This window comes from Rhodanobacter ginsenosidimutans, assembly GCF_042655685.1.
GTDB lineage: Bacteria > Pseudomonadota > Gammaproteobacteria > Xanthomonadales > Rhodanobacteraceae > Rhodanobacter > Rhodanobacter ginsenosidimutans.
On sequence record NZ_JBHSMM010000001.1, the window covers coordinates 648,760 to 666,871 of the forward strand.

An 18,112-nucleotide genomic window follows, 5' to 3' on the forward strand; every position below is an offset into this window, starting at 1 on the left:
GTTCACTGGCGTAAAGACGGCCGAAGGCAGGTTCAACGCTTTTTGGTTCGTCTGCGCAAGGAGCACTAGCCGCTTTCGCCGGGCGGCGCTTACGTGCACTAGGCCCCGGTGCGGCAGCGGAAGGTCAAGCTCACGAACCCCGGTGACCGCCGCCGGCGCCGCTCGATCTCCTGCAACGGTTGGATCGAGCGTGGTCCGTCGTACTTCTCCCGCGTCTCGCTGAAGCCGCGTCCGAACAGGTCGGTCGCCTCGGCACGGACACGCCAGCGCGCCCCCATCTCCCGTTCGACGAACACGGTCCAACCCATGCCTTCGGACTGGCGCTTGATCTCGTCGTAGCGATATTCGGTCTTGCGTTCGGCGATGTGTTCGAGTTCGATGCCCCAGTGGGTGCGCAGGGTGGGCAGGTCCTGGGTGAGTTCGATGCTGCCTTCGACGGGTTTTTCCTCGGAGATGGGGCGGGGGCGGCCGGTGGTGGGATCGGTGACGCGGCTGCGGCGCCATTGCATCGATGAGGTGAGGCGGCCGCCGTGGAAGCCGATGCCGTCGAGTGGCACGGATATGTCCAATGCCAGGGTGTCGCGGCGGCCGTCGCCGATGTTGCCGGGGGCGTCGAAGATGTCGTCGTCGGTGATCACCAGTACGCGGTCGACTACGTCGCTGATACGCTCGTGGGTCCAGCTCGCGGTGAAGGCGGCGTCGCGCCAGAGCTGGTGTTCCCAGGTGAGGGCGCTGCGCCAGGTGCGGTCGGGTTTGAGTTCGGCGTTGCCGGCGCTGATGCGGCCTGTTTCCAGCGAGGCGGAGGCGACAAAGTCCTCGAAGTCGAGCTGGCCGACTTCGCGCGAGAGCGCCAGCCGCAGCTGGTTGCCGGGGTCGACATCCCATTGCACCGATACGAACGGCTTGGGATAGGTGAAGTGGCGTTGGCGCGGCGAGTCGCCGGTTTGCGCGATGGTGGATTGCTCCAGCCGCAGATCGGCGTCGAGCATCCAGCCGGGCGCGGGTTTCCAGGTGGCGCCGGCGGCGGCTTCGCTGCGGCGCTCCTCGATCTGCACGTCGGAGCCGGGCAGGGCGATGTCGATGCCGTCCTGTTGCAGACGGGTGCTGCTGCGCAGGGTGTTGCGTGCGCCCTCGAACGAACCGTTGAAGGTGAGCGCATCGGACCAGGCATGGGTGAAATCGATGCGGCCGATGCTTTCGGCGGTGCGGGTGTGTTCGTCGAAGGTTTCGTCATCGCCGTCGTCGCGCGAGCGCTCGAGGTCGTCGAGCCAGGCCTGGTGGCGGGTGGCCATCAATTCCAGCCGCGTGCGTGCGCCGAACTCGCGCACGTAGCGGGCGCCGGCTTCGGCTTCGTTGGTGTCCTCGTTTTCGTGCACGCGCTCGCTGCCGTCGGCGGGCGCTTGCGCGTCGATGCGGGTGTCGGTGCGCGCGCGTTCGCCGCGGGCGGCGAGGTTGATGCTGAGCTGGCCGCCGGCCAGTGGCTGGCGCCAGTTGGCGCTGGCGTCGCCCTTGTTCTTGATGGTGCGGGTATCCAGCCGTTCGCGCTGCGGCCGCGTGCCGTCGGCCGCGAAGGTGTCGATGTGGCCGCGGCCGCTGTCGTCGTCGAGTTCCGGGTCGAGCTTCACGGCCAGGTCCAGCGTGTGGCCGTCCCAGCGGCGGCCGTATTCCCACTGGCCCTTGGGCGCGAGCCAGCCGTCGGTGCCGGCGATCATCCCGGCCTCGATGGCGGACTGGCTGGTGGCTTCGTGCCGGCGCACCACGTTGGCCAGCAGGGCGTAGCCGGCCATGTCGATACCGGGCACGCCGCCGCGGATCAGCTCGATGCGCGCCACCGCGCTGGCCGGGATGCGCTTGAGCAGGGTCTTGGCGTCCTCATGCTTGCTGGTGGGGCGCGCGCCGTCGATCAACACGTTGCCGCGCGCGCCGGCGTAGCCGCGCACGTCCTCGTCGGCATCCACGGTGACGAAGCCGGGCAGCCGCGAGAGCATGTCCCACGCGTTGGCCGGTGCGTTGTCGGCGAAGTCGGCGGGCGAGTAAATGGTGACGTCGCCGCCGCGTATGGCCGGCGGCTGTTGCGCCGGTGCCGCGGGGATGATTGACAGCCCGGCGATGGACGCCAGGACGAACCAGCTTGCACGCGAAGCGATGGACATGGAGACTTCGATTCCGCAGGAGTTCCCCGCAGTCTGTGCCGGCGTTGCTGACATCCGCGCCACGCCCGATGTCAGCTTGCTGTCAGCGCGGTTGCCGCAGGATCGACCCCATGAATACCTATCGTCTGATCCGCCGCCTCGCCATTCCCTTCTCGTTCGCCGCGCTGTTGCTGGGCGCGTTTGCGCTGGGGCTGTCCCCGCGCGCGCTGGCCGGCGACCACGACGATCATGTCGAGGCCCGCGCGCTGCTGCAGCGGGGCGAGATCCTGCCGCTCAGCCGCATTCTCGCCATCGTGCAGCAGCACGTGCCAGGCGACGCCATCGAAGTGGAACTCGAGCACGGCAAGCACGGCTGGGAGTACGAGGTGAAAGTACTCACCGCCGCCGGCCAGGTGCGCAAGGTGAAACTGAGCGCGCGCACCGGCACCGTGCGCAAGATCAAGGACGACTGATGCGCTGCCTGGTGGTCGAGGACGATCCGGACATCCAGGCCGACCTGGCGCGCGCGCTGGAGGCCGCCGGCTTCGTCGTCGATCGCGCCGGCGACGGCGACGATGCCTGGTACCGCGGGGACGTGGAGGATTACGACGCTGCCGTGCTGGATCTGGGCCTGCCGCGGCTGGATGGTCTGTCGGTGCTGCGCCGCTGGCGCGCCGCGGAGCGCGCATTTCCGGTGATCATCGTGTCCGCGCGGGGCGACTGGACCGAGAAGGTGGAAGGCATCGAGGCCGGCGCCGACGACTACATGGCCAAGCCGTTCGAGATGGGTGAGCTGGTGGCGCGGGTGCGTGCGCTGGTGCGGCGCGGCGCGGGGCGCGTGAGCAGCGTGGTGGCGATCGGCGGCCTGCGGCTGGACACCCTGCGCATGAGCGCGGTGTTCAACGGCGCGCCGGCGCGGTTGTCGCCGCTGGAATTTCGCCTGCTGGATTACCTCTCCCACCAAAGCGGCCGCGCGGTGTCCGCTGGCGAGCTTGCCGAACATCTCTACGGTGCGACCGAGGACGGCGACACCAACGCCATCGAGGCGATCGTGGCGCGGCTGCGGCGCAAGTTCGGCGCCGGCATCATCGTCACCCGCCGCGGCTTCGGCTACCTGCTGGAGCCTGGCGCATGATCGCTCGCTCGCTGCACTGGCGCCTGCTTGGCGGCGCCATGGCGGCGATCCTGCTGGCGCTGGTGCTGGCGTGGCTGTTCATGACCGTGTTGTTCGAGCACCACCTGGAGCGTCGGCTGCAGGCGGAGATGACGCGCGATGGGCTGCGTCTGGTGGCCGGTCTGGTGATTACGCCGGGCGAGGCGCCGCGGATCGAGCGTCCGCCGGTGGATTCGCGACTGGAGACGCCGGCCGGCGGTTACTACTGGCAGGTGACCACCGCCGCCGGCACGCTGCGATCGCGCTCGCTGTGGGATGCCGATCTGCCGCCGTCCACCGACGCGCCGCTGGATGGTTGGCGCCTGCGTCATGCAAACGGGCCTTATGGCAAGCCGGTGTCGCTGTTGGAACGACGCGTGGCGCTGGCGGATCGGGACGCGCCAGCGCTGTTGCAACTGGCTCAGGACAGCGCGCCGCTGGCCTCGGCCCGCGCGGAATTCGGGCGCGAGCTGGCGGCGTTCCTGGCGGGGCTGTGGGTGGTGCTGTCCGGCGCGGCGTGGCTGCAGGTGCGACTGGGTTTGCGGCCGCTCGGCCGCGTGCGCAGCGAGCTGGCCGCGTTGCGCGAAAGCGCCAGCGCGCGCCTGCCCGAAGCGCGCTTGCGTGAGGTGCAGCCGCTGGTCGATTCCATCAACGCGCTGGCCGACACGCGCGAGCGCGACCTCGCCGTGGCGCGCCAGCGCGCCGCCGATCTGGCGCACAGCTTGAAGACACCGCTGGCGGCCATGGCCGCGCAAAGCCGGCGCGCCCGCGACGCCGGTGCCGACAAGGCCGCCGATGGACTGGATCGCGCCATCGCCGCCATCCAGCGCACCGTCGAGGCAGAATTGGCTCGCGCCCGCATTGCCGCCATCCGTCGCCAACCCGGCGGCAGCGCGTTCGTGCGCGCCACGGTGGAGCGGCTGGTGACAGTGTTGGAGCAGACCGATCGTGGCGGCGAATTGGCGTTCACGCTGGACATCCCCGCCAACCTGCAACTGGCAGTGCTGCCGGATGACCTGTCGGAAATTCTGGGCGCAGTGCTGGAAAACGCCGTGCGCTATGCGCGTCGGCAAGTGCGGATACAAGCGGAGGCCGGGCCGGGGTGGACGCGCGTGGCGATCGAGGACGATGGTCCCGGCATCGACACCGATCAGGCCAAGGCGGCGCTGGCACGCGGTGGCCGGCTGGACGAGGCGCAGGGCGGCAGTGGCCTGGGGTTGGCGATCGCGCGCGAATTGGCCGAGGCCACCGGCGGCGCCATCGGCATGTCCCGCTCCGCACTGGGCGGCTTGCAGGTCTGCTTCACCTGGGACGCCAGCAGAAAGCCGGGCTGAGCGGTTGTGATTTTCCAATCTCTCAGCCCGGCCATAGAGGGCATGGCGAGGGCAAGGATGCCCGAGTTGGGGCAACGCAGGGAGCGGTTGCCCGATGGCCGGGCACGTACCGGACGCGAGATGGAAGAAGACCACTGGAAGTGGTCTTCTTCACAAGTTCTGACACGTACGCATTCAAGTGCAGCGATGAACTGAGGCTCGTGCGGCAAACCAGCCTTCCGGCACTCGTCGCCTTGCGCGCACCGGTTGTCGGGTACGCCACATGACCCGAGGTTTGCCACCACCCTCCTATTACCGCGACACCGCCGTGCTCCATGCCCATGCCCATGCGCTGTACGCCACGTTGCAGGGTCGGCACGAAGCGAAGGTGGTCGTCGTGGGCGGCGGTTACGCGGGCTGAACACGGCACGGGTCTGGCCGAGCGCGGTGCCCGCGACCCAGCCGGTTCGCCCGTCGCAATTGCGCGCGGGTTAGCGAACAGGACCTGCCGGGAAGTGCATGAATCCACCGGGGCCGAGATGCCGCCCCGGTGCAACGCTCACTTCGCCGCTGGCGTACGCAGCGGCTCGATCAGCTTGGCGCCCACGATCCGCTCGAAGTCCGCGATGGGGCAGCGCTGGTCGCACCCCGGGATCGACAGATATTCGTAGGACGGCGAGTTGCCTTCATCCAGCTTCTGCAGCTCACGCACCTGGTCCATCGTCTGCGAGCGGTAGAACGCACGCACGAACTGCTCGCCGGCGGCATCGGCCAGGACCTCGAAACCGATCGCGCCGGCAGGCGGCGGATCGTCGCGCGGATAGCCGGGCACCTGCCAATGCAGGTCGAGCATGCCGCCGAGGTCGGCGATGTTGGTGTCGTGGCCTACCAGCAACGTGAGCTTGGGGCCGTGCTCCACGGCGGCGAGCATACGCGCGGCCAACGGTGAGGCAGCACGGTCGGCAACGTATGGCACGCGGCCTTCATAGCGATACTTGATCGGATGGAACTCGAGCAGGGTCGCGATCTGTTTGCGATCGAGGCGCCCCCAGGCGACATCCTTCATGGGCATGCCTTCGAGGTATTCCAGCAGGAAGGTCTGGCTGGCGGTGGAGGCGATGCCGAACGGGTCGCCCACATCCGGGCGATCGTTCTCGTTGCGCACCAGGCCAGCCGGCATGGTCGAGATATCGCACGCGGCGCCGGGCGTGCAGCCCAGTGCGTGGTTGAGCAATTCGAAGAGTGGCGCGTTGGCCTTCACTTCCGCGGCCATGCCGCCGGGCGGCATCACTGCCTCCACCGCGCGCATGGCTTCGTCGGCGTCGATCGCCATCGCGCCGGTCTCCAGAGGATGGAACACCACGTCGTCGTGCTTGTCGGCGGGGAACGAGACGTCGATGTGGCAGCCCGGCGCAAGCCCCTCCAGCAGGGCACGCGCCGTCGCCTGGGTGCGCGATTTGGAGCTCGCCGCCACATCCACGTCGGCCACTGCCGGGCAACCTGCGGCGGGCAGCAGGCCGCGCGCCGCCCAGTTGGCACGGTCCCACTCGCCGAGCAGACGCACCGCGTCGTAACCGTGCGTGGTCAACTCTCCGAAATCCGTGGTCCATTTGGGCCACGGTTGATCGTTGGTCCTTGGCGGGGTGACCTGCGGCTTGGTGGGCGGGCGCACGCCATGACGCATCAACATGACCACGCGTTCCAGCCGCAACTCGCTGGGCGCAACGGTGGGCGCGGAACTGGCGTGCGTGGAAGCGGCGGGGGCCGGCGCGGGGGGCGCTTCATGCGGACGCGTGCAGGCGCCCGCTACCAGCACGAAGGCGCCTGCCAGCAGGGCAGGCAGCATCGGACGTGTCTTGAGCATGGTCGGATTCCTCGTGGATCATGGCCAACGGCAGGTTGCCGTGACCTCGCTCGCGATGGATGCAGAAAAAAACGGCGATCCCGAGGGACCGCCGCCAGCCACCGTGGGGACGGTAATTTAGAATACGGCGCGCAACGTCAGTGACCAACGTGGCGAGGAGCATTCACGTTCCAGCTCCATAAAATCGACGTTGTATGCCCGGTTGTTGGCCATCATCTCGGCGGCATCGTCACCGGCAAAATCCTGCTCCAGCTGCTGGCTGCAAGAGTCCAGCAGATTGTTTCCGGTCAGGCGAACCACGTACGACTTGCCCAATCGCTTCTCCAGGAACAGCTCGAGGTTGCCGCCGTAGATGGTGCTCTGCATTTCGCCCGGCGAGTTGTGCTGGTAGGCCGGGCCCTGTTTCTGATAGCTGGCGCCGAAGCTGGCTTTCCACGCAGGGATTTCCTGAGTGACGCCCACGTTGTAGACATACGAGGGCTGGTCATCGATGGTCGTGTCGCGATTCGTGATCGGATTGAGGCGCTTGGAGAACAACCGCGTGTAATTGCCGAACACGCCGGTGTGGTCCATCCCCATGAAGGTCAACGGCATCGACAGATCGAACTCGGCACCACGGACCTTGGCCTTGCCGATGTTCTGGAAGCTGTACAGCCCGCCTGGGAAATCGTCCGGGTCCTGGCCAGCGTCGGTCACCGGGCGCAGGGTCCGCACCATGCCGATGAGATCGGTAATGTTGCGCTGGAACAGGTTCACGCCCACTACGCCGCTCTTGCCGATGTTGTGCTCGAAGCCCAGATCGAAGCCGAGCGCGCGTTCCATCTTCAGATTCGGGTTGCCAATTGTAACGTCGTAGTCGCCCGGCGATTCGAGTGTGATCGAAGGCACCAGCTGATCGACGCCGGGCCGGCGCACGGTACGCGCGACGCTGAAACGCAACTGGTCCGCGTCAGTCAGCTTCCACTGCAGATGCGCTGATGGATTGAGCATGAACGCGTGGCTGTCGGCACTGCCCCTCGTTTGCCCGTCCGCCACACCGTTGGTGGATTCGGTCGTGACGAAGTTCTGGCTCGTCCGCGTTTTTTCGCCGCGCACGCCGGTGGTTAACGTCACCGCGGAAGACAGGTTCCAGTCCACCTTGGCATACGTGTCGAAGCGGTTTTCGTCGTACTGGTAATCGCCCGCCGTGCCTTTCTGCTTCGCTTTGCTGAGGCCGGATATTTCCGACTCGGTGAACGTGCGGTCCTTGTTCTTCAGCTGCACGCCGACTTTCAGCGTCGCCGCATCGATGCCCAGCGACTTGGCTAGACCCGGCATGCGGCGTGTGACAGAGGCGTCGGCCTGCCAATTCTTGTCGTCCGCCGAGGTGCCTTTGACCTTATCCTTGGTATCGGGTGTGTCTTTGAAGTAGTGCTTTACGGTGCTGCCCTTGGTGCTGTTGCGGCCTAGGTAGGCCTCGAAATCGGTCTGGTCGTTGAACGACGTGTTGAACACGGCCGACAGGCCGTAGCTGTCTTCGTCCATGGGCGTTTTTTCGAACTTGCGCTCCGGATTCTGCAGATCCAGGCCACCCACGGTGCCGTCGCCCTCGTAGGTACGCGTGTTCTCGTATTCATCGCGGCGCGTCTGCATCGCGAACGCGTCCACCCGCAGGCTGGTCATGTCGGAGAGCAGCCAGGTCAGGTCGCCATTGAAGGAAAGGTCCCTCGATTCGCGCGTATCGCCCTGCTCCTCGCGAGACGCCGCACGCGACTTGGCGGCGTTGTTCCAGCTCTGCAGGTCGTGGCCGTTGCTGTGGGCGGCGATCGCGCCGGCGAACCCGACGGTATTGCCGTCGACTACTTCCTGGATGGCATGCTTCTCGTTGAAGCGTTTTTGCGCGTCTAACGTCAACGAGTAGAAAAGGTTCTTCGCGTCGTTGCCGCCGGACCACGAAAACGCAGCGTTGGGCCGGATCCTGCCGGTCTTCTTGTCCCATGTCTCGCCAACGCGCACGATCACGCCCGGCGGCAGCGTGGCGCCGTCCTTCAGGATGATGTTGATGGTGCCGCCCACGCCCTGGCTGTCGAATTCCGCCGACGGCGAACGCACAATCTCGATGCGGTCGATGATTTCAGCCGGGATACGGTCAACGGCCACCGAACGATCGTTGCCGATGCCGGGTACCGAGCGGCCATTGATCAGGATCTGTGTGTAGCCGTTGCCCAGGCCGCGCATTTCCGGCGCCACCGATTCGCCCACGTCGCCGACGAAAGCCACACCCGGCACGCGGCGCAACTGGTCGCCCACCGACACCGGCTCGAATTTGGCGAAGAACTGCTGGTCGTACACCAGCACCGGCGCGGGAATGTCGATGTGGCTGCGGTATTCGATGTTGCCGGTCACGACCATGCCCTGCAGGTCGATGGTCTTTTTATCTTCTGTGGCTGCGGCTTGCTCGTTGTCGCTGGCTGCGGTGCCGGCGCCGGCGTCCTGAGCGAAGCCGGGTGTGGCGAGCACGCACCCGCTCAAAAGCAGGGCTGCGTGCAACGCATTTCGGCGAAAAGTGGTCATGGATCATCTACCCCCGAAGACGTGCCAACTTCGACTGCGCCCCCATGGCGAAGCATCTGGCAAACGTAGATTACGAATAAATTTTCTAATTTGCAACACTCTTGGAATTTTTCGTGCAAATGGTAATCTTCTCCCGTATGGTTGGCTAAACGGCCGCGCACGGGCGTGGCCGATAGCGAGGAGTTGGGGATGAAAGCACTGTTTCTTTACGGTTTGGTGGCAACCCTCGCGCTCGGCGCCGTGGGTTGCGGCGGCGCAACACGCAGCGCTCCAGCGACGGGGACGACGACCGTCCCTGCACGCGTGCAGACACAGCCGACCAGCAGCGGCAAGGCCAATGCGGCCGTGGTGGTGGCTGGTCCCGACGGTCAGGCACACGTCGTTGCGGCCGCGGCGCTGGGGGGGCTGCAAGTGTTCGGCATGGACGGCGCGAGCCAGCACAGCACCCCTGCCGGCGAGGTGGCGGGAGTGGACGTGGGCTACGGCTTTTCGCTCAACGGCAAACCCACAACCATCCTGGCCGCGGTCGAATCCACCGGCAACAGCCTGCGGTTGTTCACCATGCACGGTGACACCCCCGTCGAAGCCGGCGCCCGCGCCATTCCGCTCGACTTCGCCGTCGAGGGCGTCTGCCTCTATCGCAGCCAGTTGGACAACGCCTTTTACGCCTTCGTGATCGGTGACGGCGGCGAGGTGGATCAACAGATGATCTACGCCAACGCCCAGGGCAAGCTGGATGCGCGCCAGGTGCGCCGCATCAACTTGCCCTCCAAGCTGAAACAGTGCACCGCCAACAGTGCCGGTGACGTCTATATCAACGAGCAGACGGTGGGCGTCTGGCATCTGAACGGCAATCCGGAGGCAGACCTCGCCGCCACCTTGGTGGACGCGCCGCGGTTGGGCCATTTGGGTGAGGAGAACGAAGGCGTAGCGCTGTACGACGGCGGCAAGGGCAGCCAGTGGCTGCTGGTGTCGAACACCTCGGAGGGCCGCATCAATGTCTACGACCGCGCCCACGACAACGCGCTCCTGGGCAGCTTCAGTGTCAGCGCTGGCGACCAGAAGGACACCGTAGCCGATCTTGGCCCGCTGTTTGCCACCAGCGCCGCGCTTGGTAGCGGTTTTCCGCATGGCGTGCTGCTGATCGGCGACGAGGATGGCGGCAGCAACTACAAGCTGGTATCGATGGCCGACGTGGCCAGCGCGCTGAAGCTCTCGTCTGGCACGCCGCAGGACCCGCGCAACGCACCGAAACCTGCCATCGCCACGGTGACCGCCCTGGTGGAAACCCGCCCTGTCGGCAGCTACGGCGATGCGGCCGACGACCCGGCCATCTGGGCCCACCCGACCGATCCTGCGAAAAGCCTGGTAGTGGCCACCGACAAGAAGGCCGGCATGGTGGTGTACGACATGCAGGGTGACCTGGTGCAATTCCTGCCCGACGGCAAGATGAACAATACGGACCTGCGCGATGGTTTCAGCCTGGGCGGCAAAAAGGTCACGCTGGTGACCGCCAGCGATCGCACTCACAAGTCGATCGCGATCTACCGTCTCGATGGCGACGTGCGCCAACTCGTCAACGTGGCCGATGGCGTGCAGCCCACCGGCCTCGATGATCCGTACGGCCTGTGCATGTACCGCAGCGCGAAAAGCCACAAGACGTACGTCTTCATCAACAGCGGCGATGGCCTGATGCGGCAGTGGGAACTGCGGGATGCGGGCAATGGCAAGGTGCGTACCGCGCAGGTGCGCGAGTTCAAGATCCCCAGCCAGGCCGAGGGCTGCGTGGCTGATGACATCGGCGGCGCGCTGTTCGTGGGCGAGGAAGACGTGGCGCTGTGGAAGATGGATCCCGAACCGGACGGCGGCAGCGCGATGACGGCGGTCGACCGCGTGGAAAGCAACCCCGCGATCAAGGATGACATCGAAGGCATGGGCATCTACGACCTGGGCAATGGCCGCGGCTATGTGGTGGTTTCCAGCCAAGGCAACGACACGTACGCCGTGTACCGCCGCGAAGGCGATCACGCCTACCTGGGCTCATTCGCCGTGGTGGCCGACGGCGCGCGCGGCATCGATGGCATCTCCGAAACCGACGGCCTCGACGTCAGCAGCCGCAACCTGGGCCCTGGCTTCGAGCACGGCGCCATGGTGGCGCAAGACGGTCGCAACGTCCTGCCCTCGCAAAACCAGAACTACAAGTACGTGCCATGGGAGTCGATTGCCAAGGTACTGAAGTTGGAGATGCGCTGAGAGGTTGTGATTTCTCAACCTCTCAGCCCGGCCATGGATGGCCGGAAGCGGGTTGATCACACAGGTGATGGATTCGCGTGAGCGTTCTCCGGTGAATCGCCAGAGCCGTAAGCATTCGGGCAGCAGCCTGCTGCCCAATTGTGCGAACGGGTGAGCAGAGGTCAATGAGAGCCGGCGGGTGCGCCGGCCTTTTTTTGTCCGGAGATTGGTTGTGGCGACCGGTGCATGGGGAAGGCCGGTGCTTGCGTGGCGAGTGCATACGTATTCATGCGCGAAGAGGGCCGGTCGGGGGCAACGAAGCCGGATTGCCATGCGAGACTCCCCTGGCTGGCCGCCGGAGCGTCTGTGCGTGAACGCCAGCCCCGCATGGCTGGCTGCTGACGCTCGCGACCACCTCCGAAACATGTCATCCATGCCTGGCCATGGGGAGATCGAAACGTGACCAGAAAAATCCGGTTGATTCGCGTCATCGCCGCCCTCGCGCTGCTGTTTGCGGCGGGCGGAAGTCTTGCCTCCACCATCGCCGCGAACGGAAGCGTGGAGCGCGCATCCCACCTCGACCATCGCCGCGACGGCGTGGAGCTGGCGCTCGGTGCCGTGTCGCTGCGCGTGACGGCGTTGACCGACCACATCATCCGCGTGCGGATCGCGCGCGACGGCGTGTTCCCCGAAGACGCCAGCTGGGCGGTGCCGGCCGAGGTTCGCCGCGCGCGCGTCGCCGTGGAAAGTCATGCTGACGGCTTTTCCACCAAGGCATTGCGCGTGCGCATCGATCCACTGTCGTTGCGGATGGTGGTGGAAGATTTGCAGGGCCGCACGATTTCGGCCGATGCGGCCCAGCCATTTGATGGAGACGGACGCGCTTTCACCTTGCGCAAGCAGCTGCCGCTGTCCGAACACATCTTCGGCCTGGGCGACAAGACCGGTGGCTCGCTGGATCGGCGCGGGCAAAGCTATGTGGACTGGAACACCGACGCCTACGGTTTCAGCAGCGCCACCGATCCGATCTACAAGTCGATTCCGTTCTTCATCGGCGTGGGCGGTTCAGGCGGCAGCTACGGCATCCTGTTCGACAACAGCTGGCGCAGCTGGTTCGACTTCGGCCATCGCGATGCGGACACGCTGGCGTTCGGCGCGCCCGACGGCCCGATCGACTATTACCTCATCGCCGGCCCCTCCACGGCGGACGTGGTGCGCCGCTACACCGACCTCACCGGCAAGGCGCCGTTGCCGCCGAAGTGGGCGTTCGGCTATCAGCAGTCGCGCTACAGCTACATGAGCGGCGACGAGGTGCGGCAGGTGGCAGCGCGCTTGCGTGCGGACCGGTTTCCGGCCGACGTGATCTGGCTGGATATCGACTTCCAGGACCGCAACCGCCCGTTCACGGTCAACCGGCAGGCGTTTCCCGACATGCCGGGGCTGGTGCGCGAACTGCGCGGCGAGGGCATCAAGCTGGTGGCGATCACCGATCCGCACATCGCCCACGCGCCGGGCGAGGGCTACGCGCCGTACGACAGCGGCACGGCAGCCGATGCGTTCGTGCACAACCCGGATGGCTCGGTCTACGTGGCGCCGGTGTGGCCGGGGCCGTCGGTGTTTCCCGATTTCACCGAGGCCAGCGTGCGCGACTGGTGGGGCATCTTGTACCGACCGTTCGTGGCCGACGGCATTGCCGGTTTCTGGAACGACATGAACGAGCCGGCAGTGTTCGAGACGCCGACCAAGACGATGCCGCTGGACACCGTCCACCGCATCGCCAGCGACGATTTCGCCCATCGCAACGCCAGCCATGCCGAGATCCACAACGTCTACGGCATGCAGAACACGCGCGCCACCTATGACGGGCTGCGCAAGCTGCGCCCGGACGAGCGGCCGTTCGTGATGACGCGCGCCAGCTACGCCGGCGGCCAGCGCTACGCGGTGACCTGGACCGGCGACAACGGCTCCACCTGGGATCAGCTGAAGCTGTCGGTGCATCAACTGATCAACCTGGGCCTGTCGGGCTTCTCATACAGCGCCGCCGACGTCGGCGGTTTCACTGGCGGCCCCAGCGCCGACCTGCTGACGCGCTGGTTCGAGATCGCCACGTTCACGCCAGTATTCCGCGACCATGCAGCCAAGGGCACGCCGCGGGCCGAGCCGTGGGTGGATGGGCCGCAACACCTGGCCATCCGCCGGCATTACGTGGAGGAGCGCTACCGCCTGCTGCCTTATCTCTATGCATTGGCCGACCAGAACGCGCGTCTGGGCGATCCGATCATGCGGCCGGTTTTCTACGATTACCCGGACGCGATCAGCGCCTCGTGCGATCAGTCGATGGCGTTCACCGTAGGTAGCCAGCTGCTGGTGGCGCCGCCGCCGAATCCGGAATCGCCGCAGGATTACGACGTCTGCCTGCCGGCGGGCGGCTGGTACGACTACTGGACCGGGCTGGCGGTGGATGGTGCGGCTGTCGATGGCGCCAACCCGACCATCCAGTCGGCATCGCAGGCCACCAATGAGAAACGCTCCAGCAGCATCGTGGTGAAAGAGACGCCGCGATTGGACAAGCTGCCTGTCTTCGTGCGCGCCGGCAGCATCCTGCCGCGCCAGCCGCTGGTGCAGAGCACCGCGCAAACGCCAGCCGGTGCGTTGCAGATAGACGTCTATCCCGGCGCCGATTGTCATGGCCAGCTGTATGCCGACGACGGCCACAGCATGGCGTACCGCAAGCAGGGTTTCCTGCGCCAGACGCTTCGTTGCACGGTGGGCGCCGATGGCGTGCGTATCGACTTCGCGGCGCGCGATGGCCGGTTCAAGCCATGGTGGAAGCAGTTGGCAGTGACAATCCATGGCTGGGATGGCGCAGGCCACGCGATGGTCGGTGGGCGGCGCGTCGACGCGGTGTCCGACCGTGCCGCGCGCACCTTGCGTTTCACCATTGCCGATCAACCAAAGGCGGCCAGCATCGACGCCCTGCACCAGTGAGGTGACTCACGCAGGGTGCGTTATGGCGCGGCGCTCACCGCCAGCCGAAGCTGCTGGTAGGTCGCCACGAGACGGTCGAGTCGGAAGCTTCGATTGCGGCCGCTCGGGTTGGGCAGCACCCAGACGATTGCGCCGCCCATGAGGTCGGCCTGCCGTCCCCAGCTGACCTCTCGACGGCCTGATAACGCGGCATACGCCGCCTTGCCCAGGAAGGCCACGAAGCGTGGCGCGTAGTGCTCGATCTTGCGCCGGAATTCAGCGGCGGCGGAGGCGAATTCCTCGGGCGCCAGCTGGTCGGCGCTGGCGGTGGGCCGGCTGACAACGGTGGTCAGACCACAGTGGTAACGGAGAATCTGCCGATCGTCCTCGGGCCGGATTTCGTCCGGGGTGAAGCCCGCCAGGTGGATAACGCGCCAGAAACGATTCGTCGGCCCGACGAAATGATGTCCCGTGGCGGCAGCCATCAGGCCCGGGTTGATGCCACAGAACACCACGGCAAGCTGCGTCGCCATGAGGTCCGGCAATGCCGTCGATGTGCCTTCGGCCTCGCCATGCATGCTTTGCCACCGAGGGTTCATCCGCAGATCACGCCGACCGCCTTCGACGCCAATGTGCGCAGGTCCTTGCGGGAGGTGCCGGCGCGGGCGCGCAGCGCCAGAGTGTGCAGGGTTGCGGTGGCGAGCAGGGCCAGCGCGGTCGGGTCGGTATCGCTGCCGAGTTCGCCGCTGTCGCGTGCACGGCGCAGGCGGGCTTCGAAACGGGTGTCGAGCGTGCGAAAGCCATCCATCACGCAGCGCCGCACCTCGGGGTCGTCGACCGCTTCGGTGATGGCCGTACCCACCACGAAACAGCCGCGCGCCGGGCCGTCCCCGGAGAAATAGATAGCCAATGCCGCGTCGTAGACGCGCATCAGTGCGGTTTCCAGGGCATGGTCGCCGTCGAGTGCCTTGCGCATCGCGGCAAGCTGCAGTTCCCAGTAGTCGGCCAGCGCCTGCAGGTAGATCGCGCGCTTGTCGCCGAACGCCGCGCGCAGGCTGGGCCGGTTCATGCCGGTCGCCGCCGTGATGTCGTCGAGCGAGGTTGCGGCATAGCCCGACTTCCAGAACGCGCCCGTGGCCTGTCGCAGGGCAACCTGCGGTTCGTAGGCGCGCGGTCGTCCGCGTGGCTTCTTTGCTGTTTCGTTCATTTTGTACCGTTGCGTATGGAAACATTGACCTGCGGCGCCGGTCTAAATATTATCCGACGAAGTACAAAATTCACAGGGCGGCCTGCAATCCGGGTTTTCCGGGCAAGGAGTTGATTCATGCAAGAGCAGCATGCGCAAACAGTGGGGGCCGACCACATCGGCCTCACGGTGGGTGACCTGGAGCAGTCCCGCCGCTTCTTTGTCGAATGCCTGGGGTGGCAGGTCATTGGCGGTGTACCGGCGTACCCGGCGGTATTCGTCTCCGATGGCACCGTCGGATTGTCCCTGTGGGAGGTCGACAAGTCCGCGACCACGGTCGCGTTCGATCGACGCAAGAACATCGGCCTGCATCACCTGGCATTGAAAGTGCCCGACGCGTCGACGCTGCAGAACATCTACGCCCGCGTGTCGGCCTGGCCCGGCGTGCAGACCGAATTTGCGCCGGAACCGGTGGCCGCCGGAGGATCACGCATGCACTGCATGGTGCGCGAACCGGGCGGGACGCGCCTTGAATTCGTCTGCACCCTGACCGACTGAGTGTTTCGCCAAGCAATGGTGCCCATGCCAGGCAGGACACCGTTGCCGTCAGCGGCCTACTTCACCTGCAGGCTGTTGTTGCTGCGGTCGTGATCGGGCAGGGCATGATCCGGGTCGATGCTGACGGATGACACCTGGCGCGTGCCATCCACGTGGACGACGTAGTGGCGATGCTGCTGCCAGGTTTCCCACGGCACGCGCACCTGCTGCTTGCTGCCGTCGTCGTAGACCACGTCGAGCGTGGCCGGCAACACCAGCCGGTCCAGGTTGGCGATGGTGACGTCGACGCCCTTGCGGTAATCGCCATCGGTGTAAGCCACCTTCTGCACCGCCAGATCCAGCGTCCAGTTGTGCTGGAACCAGCCGCACCAGAACCAGCCAAGGTCCTCGCCGGTTTCGCTTTCCATGAAGCGGAAGAAGTCCGACGGGCTGGGGTGCTTGTACGCCCAGGTGGCGATGTAGCGGCGGAAGGCCGGGTCGAACCGTTCCGGCCCGATGATCTGCTCGCGCAGCAGCACCATGCCGAAGGCGGCCTTGAAGTAGGTGATCGGGTGGCGGTATTTCTCCGGCACCATGTCGGCGCCGATCAGTAGCGGCGGCGCGTCGGTGTCCAACATCACCTTGGCGATTTCGTCGGCGGGGTTGCCGCCGCCGGGCGCGTATTCGCTGTCGCGCTTGGGTGCGTATTCGCCGTGGTTGAAGGCGTCGTCCTCGTACACGTCGATGAAGGTGTTGAAGCCTTCATCCATCCACGCATCGCGGCGCTCGTTGCTGCCCACGATCATCGGAAACCAGATGTGGCCGATCTCGTGCGCAATCACCATGTGCAGGCTCTTGCCCTTCGCCCGCTTGGAATCGAACGTGATGCCGGGATATTCCATGCCGCCGGCGGTGCCGGCTTCGTTGATCGCCACTGGCCACGGGTACGGGTACCACTGCCTGGAGAAATATTCGGTGGACGCCTTGAGGAACTCGGTGGCCCGACCCCAGGCCTGCGGGCCCGCACTTTCCACCGGATACACCGACATCGCCAGCGCCGTCTTGCCCTCGGGCAGGTTGATGCGCGCCGCGTCCCACACATAGGCGGCCGAGGCGCCGAAGGCCACGTCGCGAGTGTTCTGCATGCGGAAGTGCCAGGTCAGCGTTCCGCCTGCCTTTGGACGACTGGACGGTTGGACCACCTCCGCTGCCGTGCGGATCATCACCGTCTTGTCGCTGTGTCGCGCCTGCGCCAGCCGCTTCTGCTGGGTGGCCGTCAGCACGTCCTCGGGGTTCAGCAGCTCGCCGGAACCGACCACGATCATGTTTGACGGCACGGTGACCGAATAGTCGAAATCGCCGTACTCCAGGTAGAACTCGCTGTTGAGGTAGGGCGCGGTGTCCCATCCGCGCAGGTCGTCGTAGACGGCCATGCGCGGATACCACTGCGCGATCTCGAAGATCTCGCCGTTCTTGCTGGCGTTCACGTCCATGCGGCCGCCGAACTCCCCGGGCACGGTGAAGCTCCATGTGACGTGCAGCCGCAGCTTGCCGCCGTGGCCCGGCAACGCGTCAGGCAGGCGCACCTGCATGCGCGTATCGGAGACCACCCACTTCACCGCCTGCTTGCGGCCGTGCGCGTCTTCGACGGCCACCGATGCGATCCGGTAACCATCGGTGAACTCGGTGGGAAACTTGTCGCCGGTGAAGGCGCCGCGGGCATCCTTGCGATAGCGGTTCTGGTCCAGCTGCAGCCACAGCACGTCCAGCGCGTCAGGGCTGTTGTTGGTGTAGCTGATCACTTCGCTGCCGCCGAGCTCGCGGCTGGCCGGGTCGAGCGTGGCGGTGATGTGGTAGTCGGCGCGGTTCTGCCAGTACGCCGGCCCGGGCTTGCCGCTGGCGGAGCGGTAAGCGGTTGCCGGCTGCGGGTAATCGAACGGTGCGAACGCCTGCTGCGGGTTGAACGCGGCACTATCGGCCGTGGCAGCCGTGACCGGCATGGCCAGCCACAACAGGACACTGCCGAACAGGACGCGCGCGGTGGATGGAGTCATGGATACCTCGGGGAAAGGGGCAAGGCAGGGATGATATCCACAACCTCCACAGGCCATGGCGTACGCCGCGCGCCCGGTGGCTTGCGGATAGTGCCGGGCGCTGGCAACGGCAGGTCTTTTC

13 protein-coding genes are annotated in these 18,112 nt (G+C 66.1%); 7 read left to right on the top strand and 6 right to left on the bottom strand.

Going from position 1 to position 18,112, the window contains the following annotated elements; translation table 11 throughout:
• Positions 1-98 precede the first annotated feature (98 nt).
• Positions 99-2,153, bottom strand: a complete 2,055-nt coding sequence (locus ACFPK0_RS02775) for a TonB-dependent receptor plug domain-containing protein (protein ID WP_377338210.1) — start codon at positions 2,151-2,153, stop codon at positions 99-101.
• Between the two features lie 110 nt (positions 2,154-2,263).
• Here ACFPK0_RS02775 and ACFPK0_RS02780 point away from each other — a divergent pair, with 110 nt between their 5' ends.
• The 4 genes from ACFPK0_RS02780 (at position 2,264) to ACFPK0_RS02795 (ending at position 5,019) form a co-directional block, all read left to right on the top strand.
• Entirely contained in the window at positions 2,264-2,605 is a 342-nt protein-coding gene (locus tag ACFPK0_RS02780) for a PepSY domain-containing protein (protein WP_377338212.1), read from the top strand.
• Positions 2,605-3,267 carry a response regulator transcription factor gene (locus ACFPK0_RS02785; protein ID WP_377338214.1) on the top strand — a complete coding sequence of 221 codons (663 nt, stop codon included), beginning with the start codon at positions 2,605-2,607 and terminating at the stop codon, positions 3,265-3,267. Before ACFPK0_RS02780 ends, ACFPK0_RS02785 begins: the two co-directional genes overlap by 1 nt.
• A complete protein-coding gene (locus tag ACFPK0_RS02790) occupies positions 3,264-4,619 on the top strand; it encodes a sensor histidine kinase (protein ID WP_377338216.1) in 1,356 nt (451 codons plus the stop codon). Before ACFPK0_RS02785 ends, ACFPK0_RS02790 begins: the two co-directional genes overlap by 4 nt.
• A gap of 262 nt (positions 4,620-4,881) precedes the next feature.
• Entirely contained in the window at positions 4,882-5,019 is a 138-nt protein-coding gene (locus ACFPK0_RS02795) for a hypothetical protein (protein WP_156458983.1), read from the top strand.
• 138 nt (positions 5,020-5,157) lie between these two features.
• Here the strand turns inward: ACFPK0_RS02795 and ACFPK0_RS02800 are convergent, their stop codons facing one another.
• Both ACFPK0_RS02800 and ACFPK0_RS02805 read right to left on the bottom strand, forming a co-directional pair.
• Positions 5,158-6,462 carry a histidine-type phosphatase gene (locus ACFPK0_RS02800; protein ID WP_377338218.1) on the bottom strand — a complete coding sequence of 435 codons (1,305 nt, stop codon included), beginning with the start codon at positions 6,460-6,462 and terminating at the stop codon, positions 5,158-5,160.
• Between the two features lie 117 nt (positions 6,463-6,579).
• The gene (locus tag ACFPK0_RS02805; RefSeq protein WP_377338220.1) at positions 6,580-8,961 is read right to left on the bottom strand and encodes a TonB-dependent receptor plug domain-containing protein; all 2,382 of its coding nucleotides are present in this window, start codon (positions 8,959-8,961) and stop codon (positions 6,580-6,582) included.
• Between the two features lie 243 nt (positions 8,962-9,204).
• Between ACFPK0_RS02805 and ACFPK0_RS02810 the strand changes: the two genes are divergently transcribed.
• Together ACFPK0_RS02810 and ACFPK0_RS02815 are read left to right on the top strand one after the other, a co-directional pair.
• Complete coding sequence (locus ACFPK0_RS02810) at positions 9,205-11,268, top strand: phytase (RefSeq protein ID WP_377338222.1); 2,064 nt, start codon at positions 9,205-9,207, stop codon at positions 11,266-11,268.
• Between the two features lie 438 nt (positions 11,269-11,706).
• Positions 11,707-14,235 carry a glycoside hydrolase family 31 protein gene (locus ACFPK0_RS02815; protein WP_377338224.1) on the top strand — a complete coding sequence of 843 codons (2,529 nt, stop codon included), beginning with the start codon at positions 11,707-11,709 and terminating at the stop codon, positions 14,233-14,235.
• 20 nt (positions 14,236-14,255) lie between these two features.
• On the opposite strand, the gene mug is transcribed toward ACFPK0_RS02815, so the two are convergent.
• Positions 14,256-14,792 (bottom strand): G/U mismatch-specific DNA glycosylase, encoded by a 537-nt coding sequence (gene mug, locus ACFPK0_RS02820; RefSeq protein WP_377338226.1) that lies wholly within the window; start codon positions 14,790-14,792, stop codon positions 14,256-14,258.
• A gap of 17 nt (positions 14,793-14,809) precedes the next feature.
• Positions 14,810-15,421: a TetR/AcrR family transcriptional regulator gene (locus ACFPK0_RS02825; protein WP_377338228.1), complete on the bottom strand. Its 612-nt coding sequence runs from the start codon at positions 15,419-15,421 to the stop codon at positions 14,810-14,812.
• Positions 15,422-15,538: 117 nt separating this feature from the next.
• Between ACFPK0_RS02825 and ACFPK0_RS02830 the strand changes: the two genes are divergently transcribed.
• Entirely contained in the window at positions 15,539-15,958 is a 420-nt protein-coding gene (locus tag ACFPK0_RS02830) for a VOC family protein (RefSeq protein ID WP_377338230.1), read from the top strand.
• Between the two features lie 56 nt (positions 15,959-16,014).
• Here ACFPK0_RS02830 and ACFPK0_RS02835 read toward each other — a convergent pair whose 3' ends face one another.
• Positions 16,015-17,991 carry a M1 family aminopeptidase gene (locus tag ACFPK0_RS02835; RefSeq protein WP_377338232.1) on the bottom strand — a complete coding sequence of 659 codons (1,977 nt, stop codon included), beginning with the start codon at positions 17,989-17,991 and terminating at the stop codon, positions 16,015-16,017.
• Positions 17,992-18,112 lie beyond the last annotated feature (121 nt).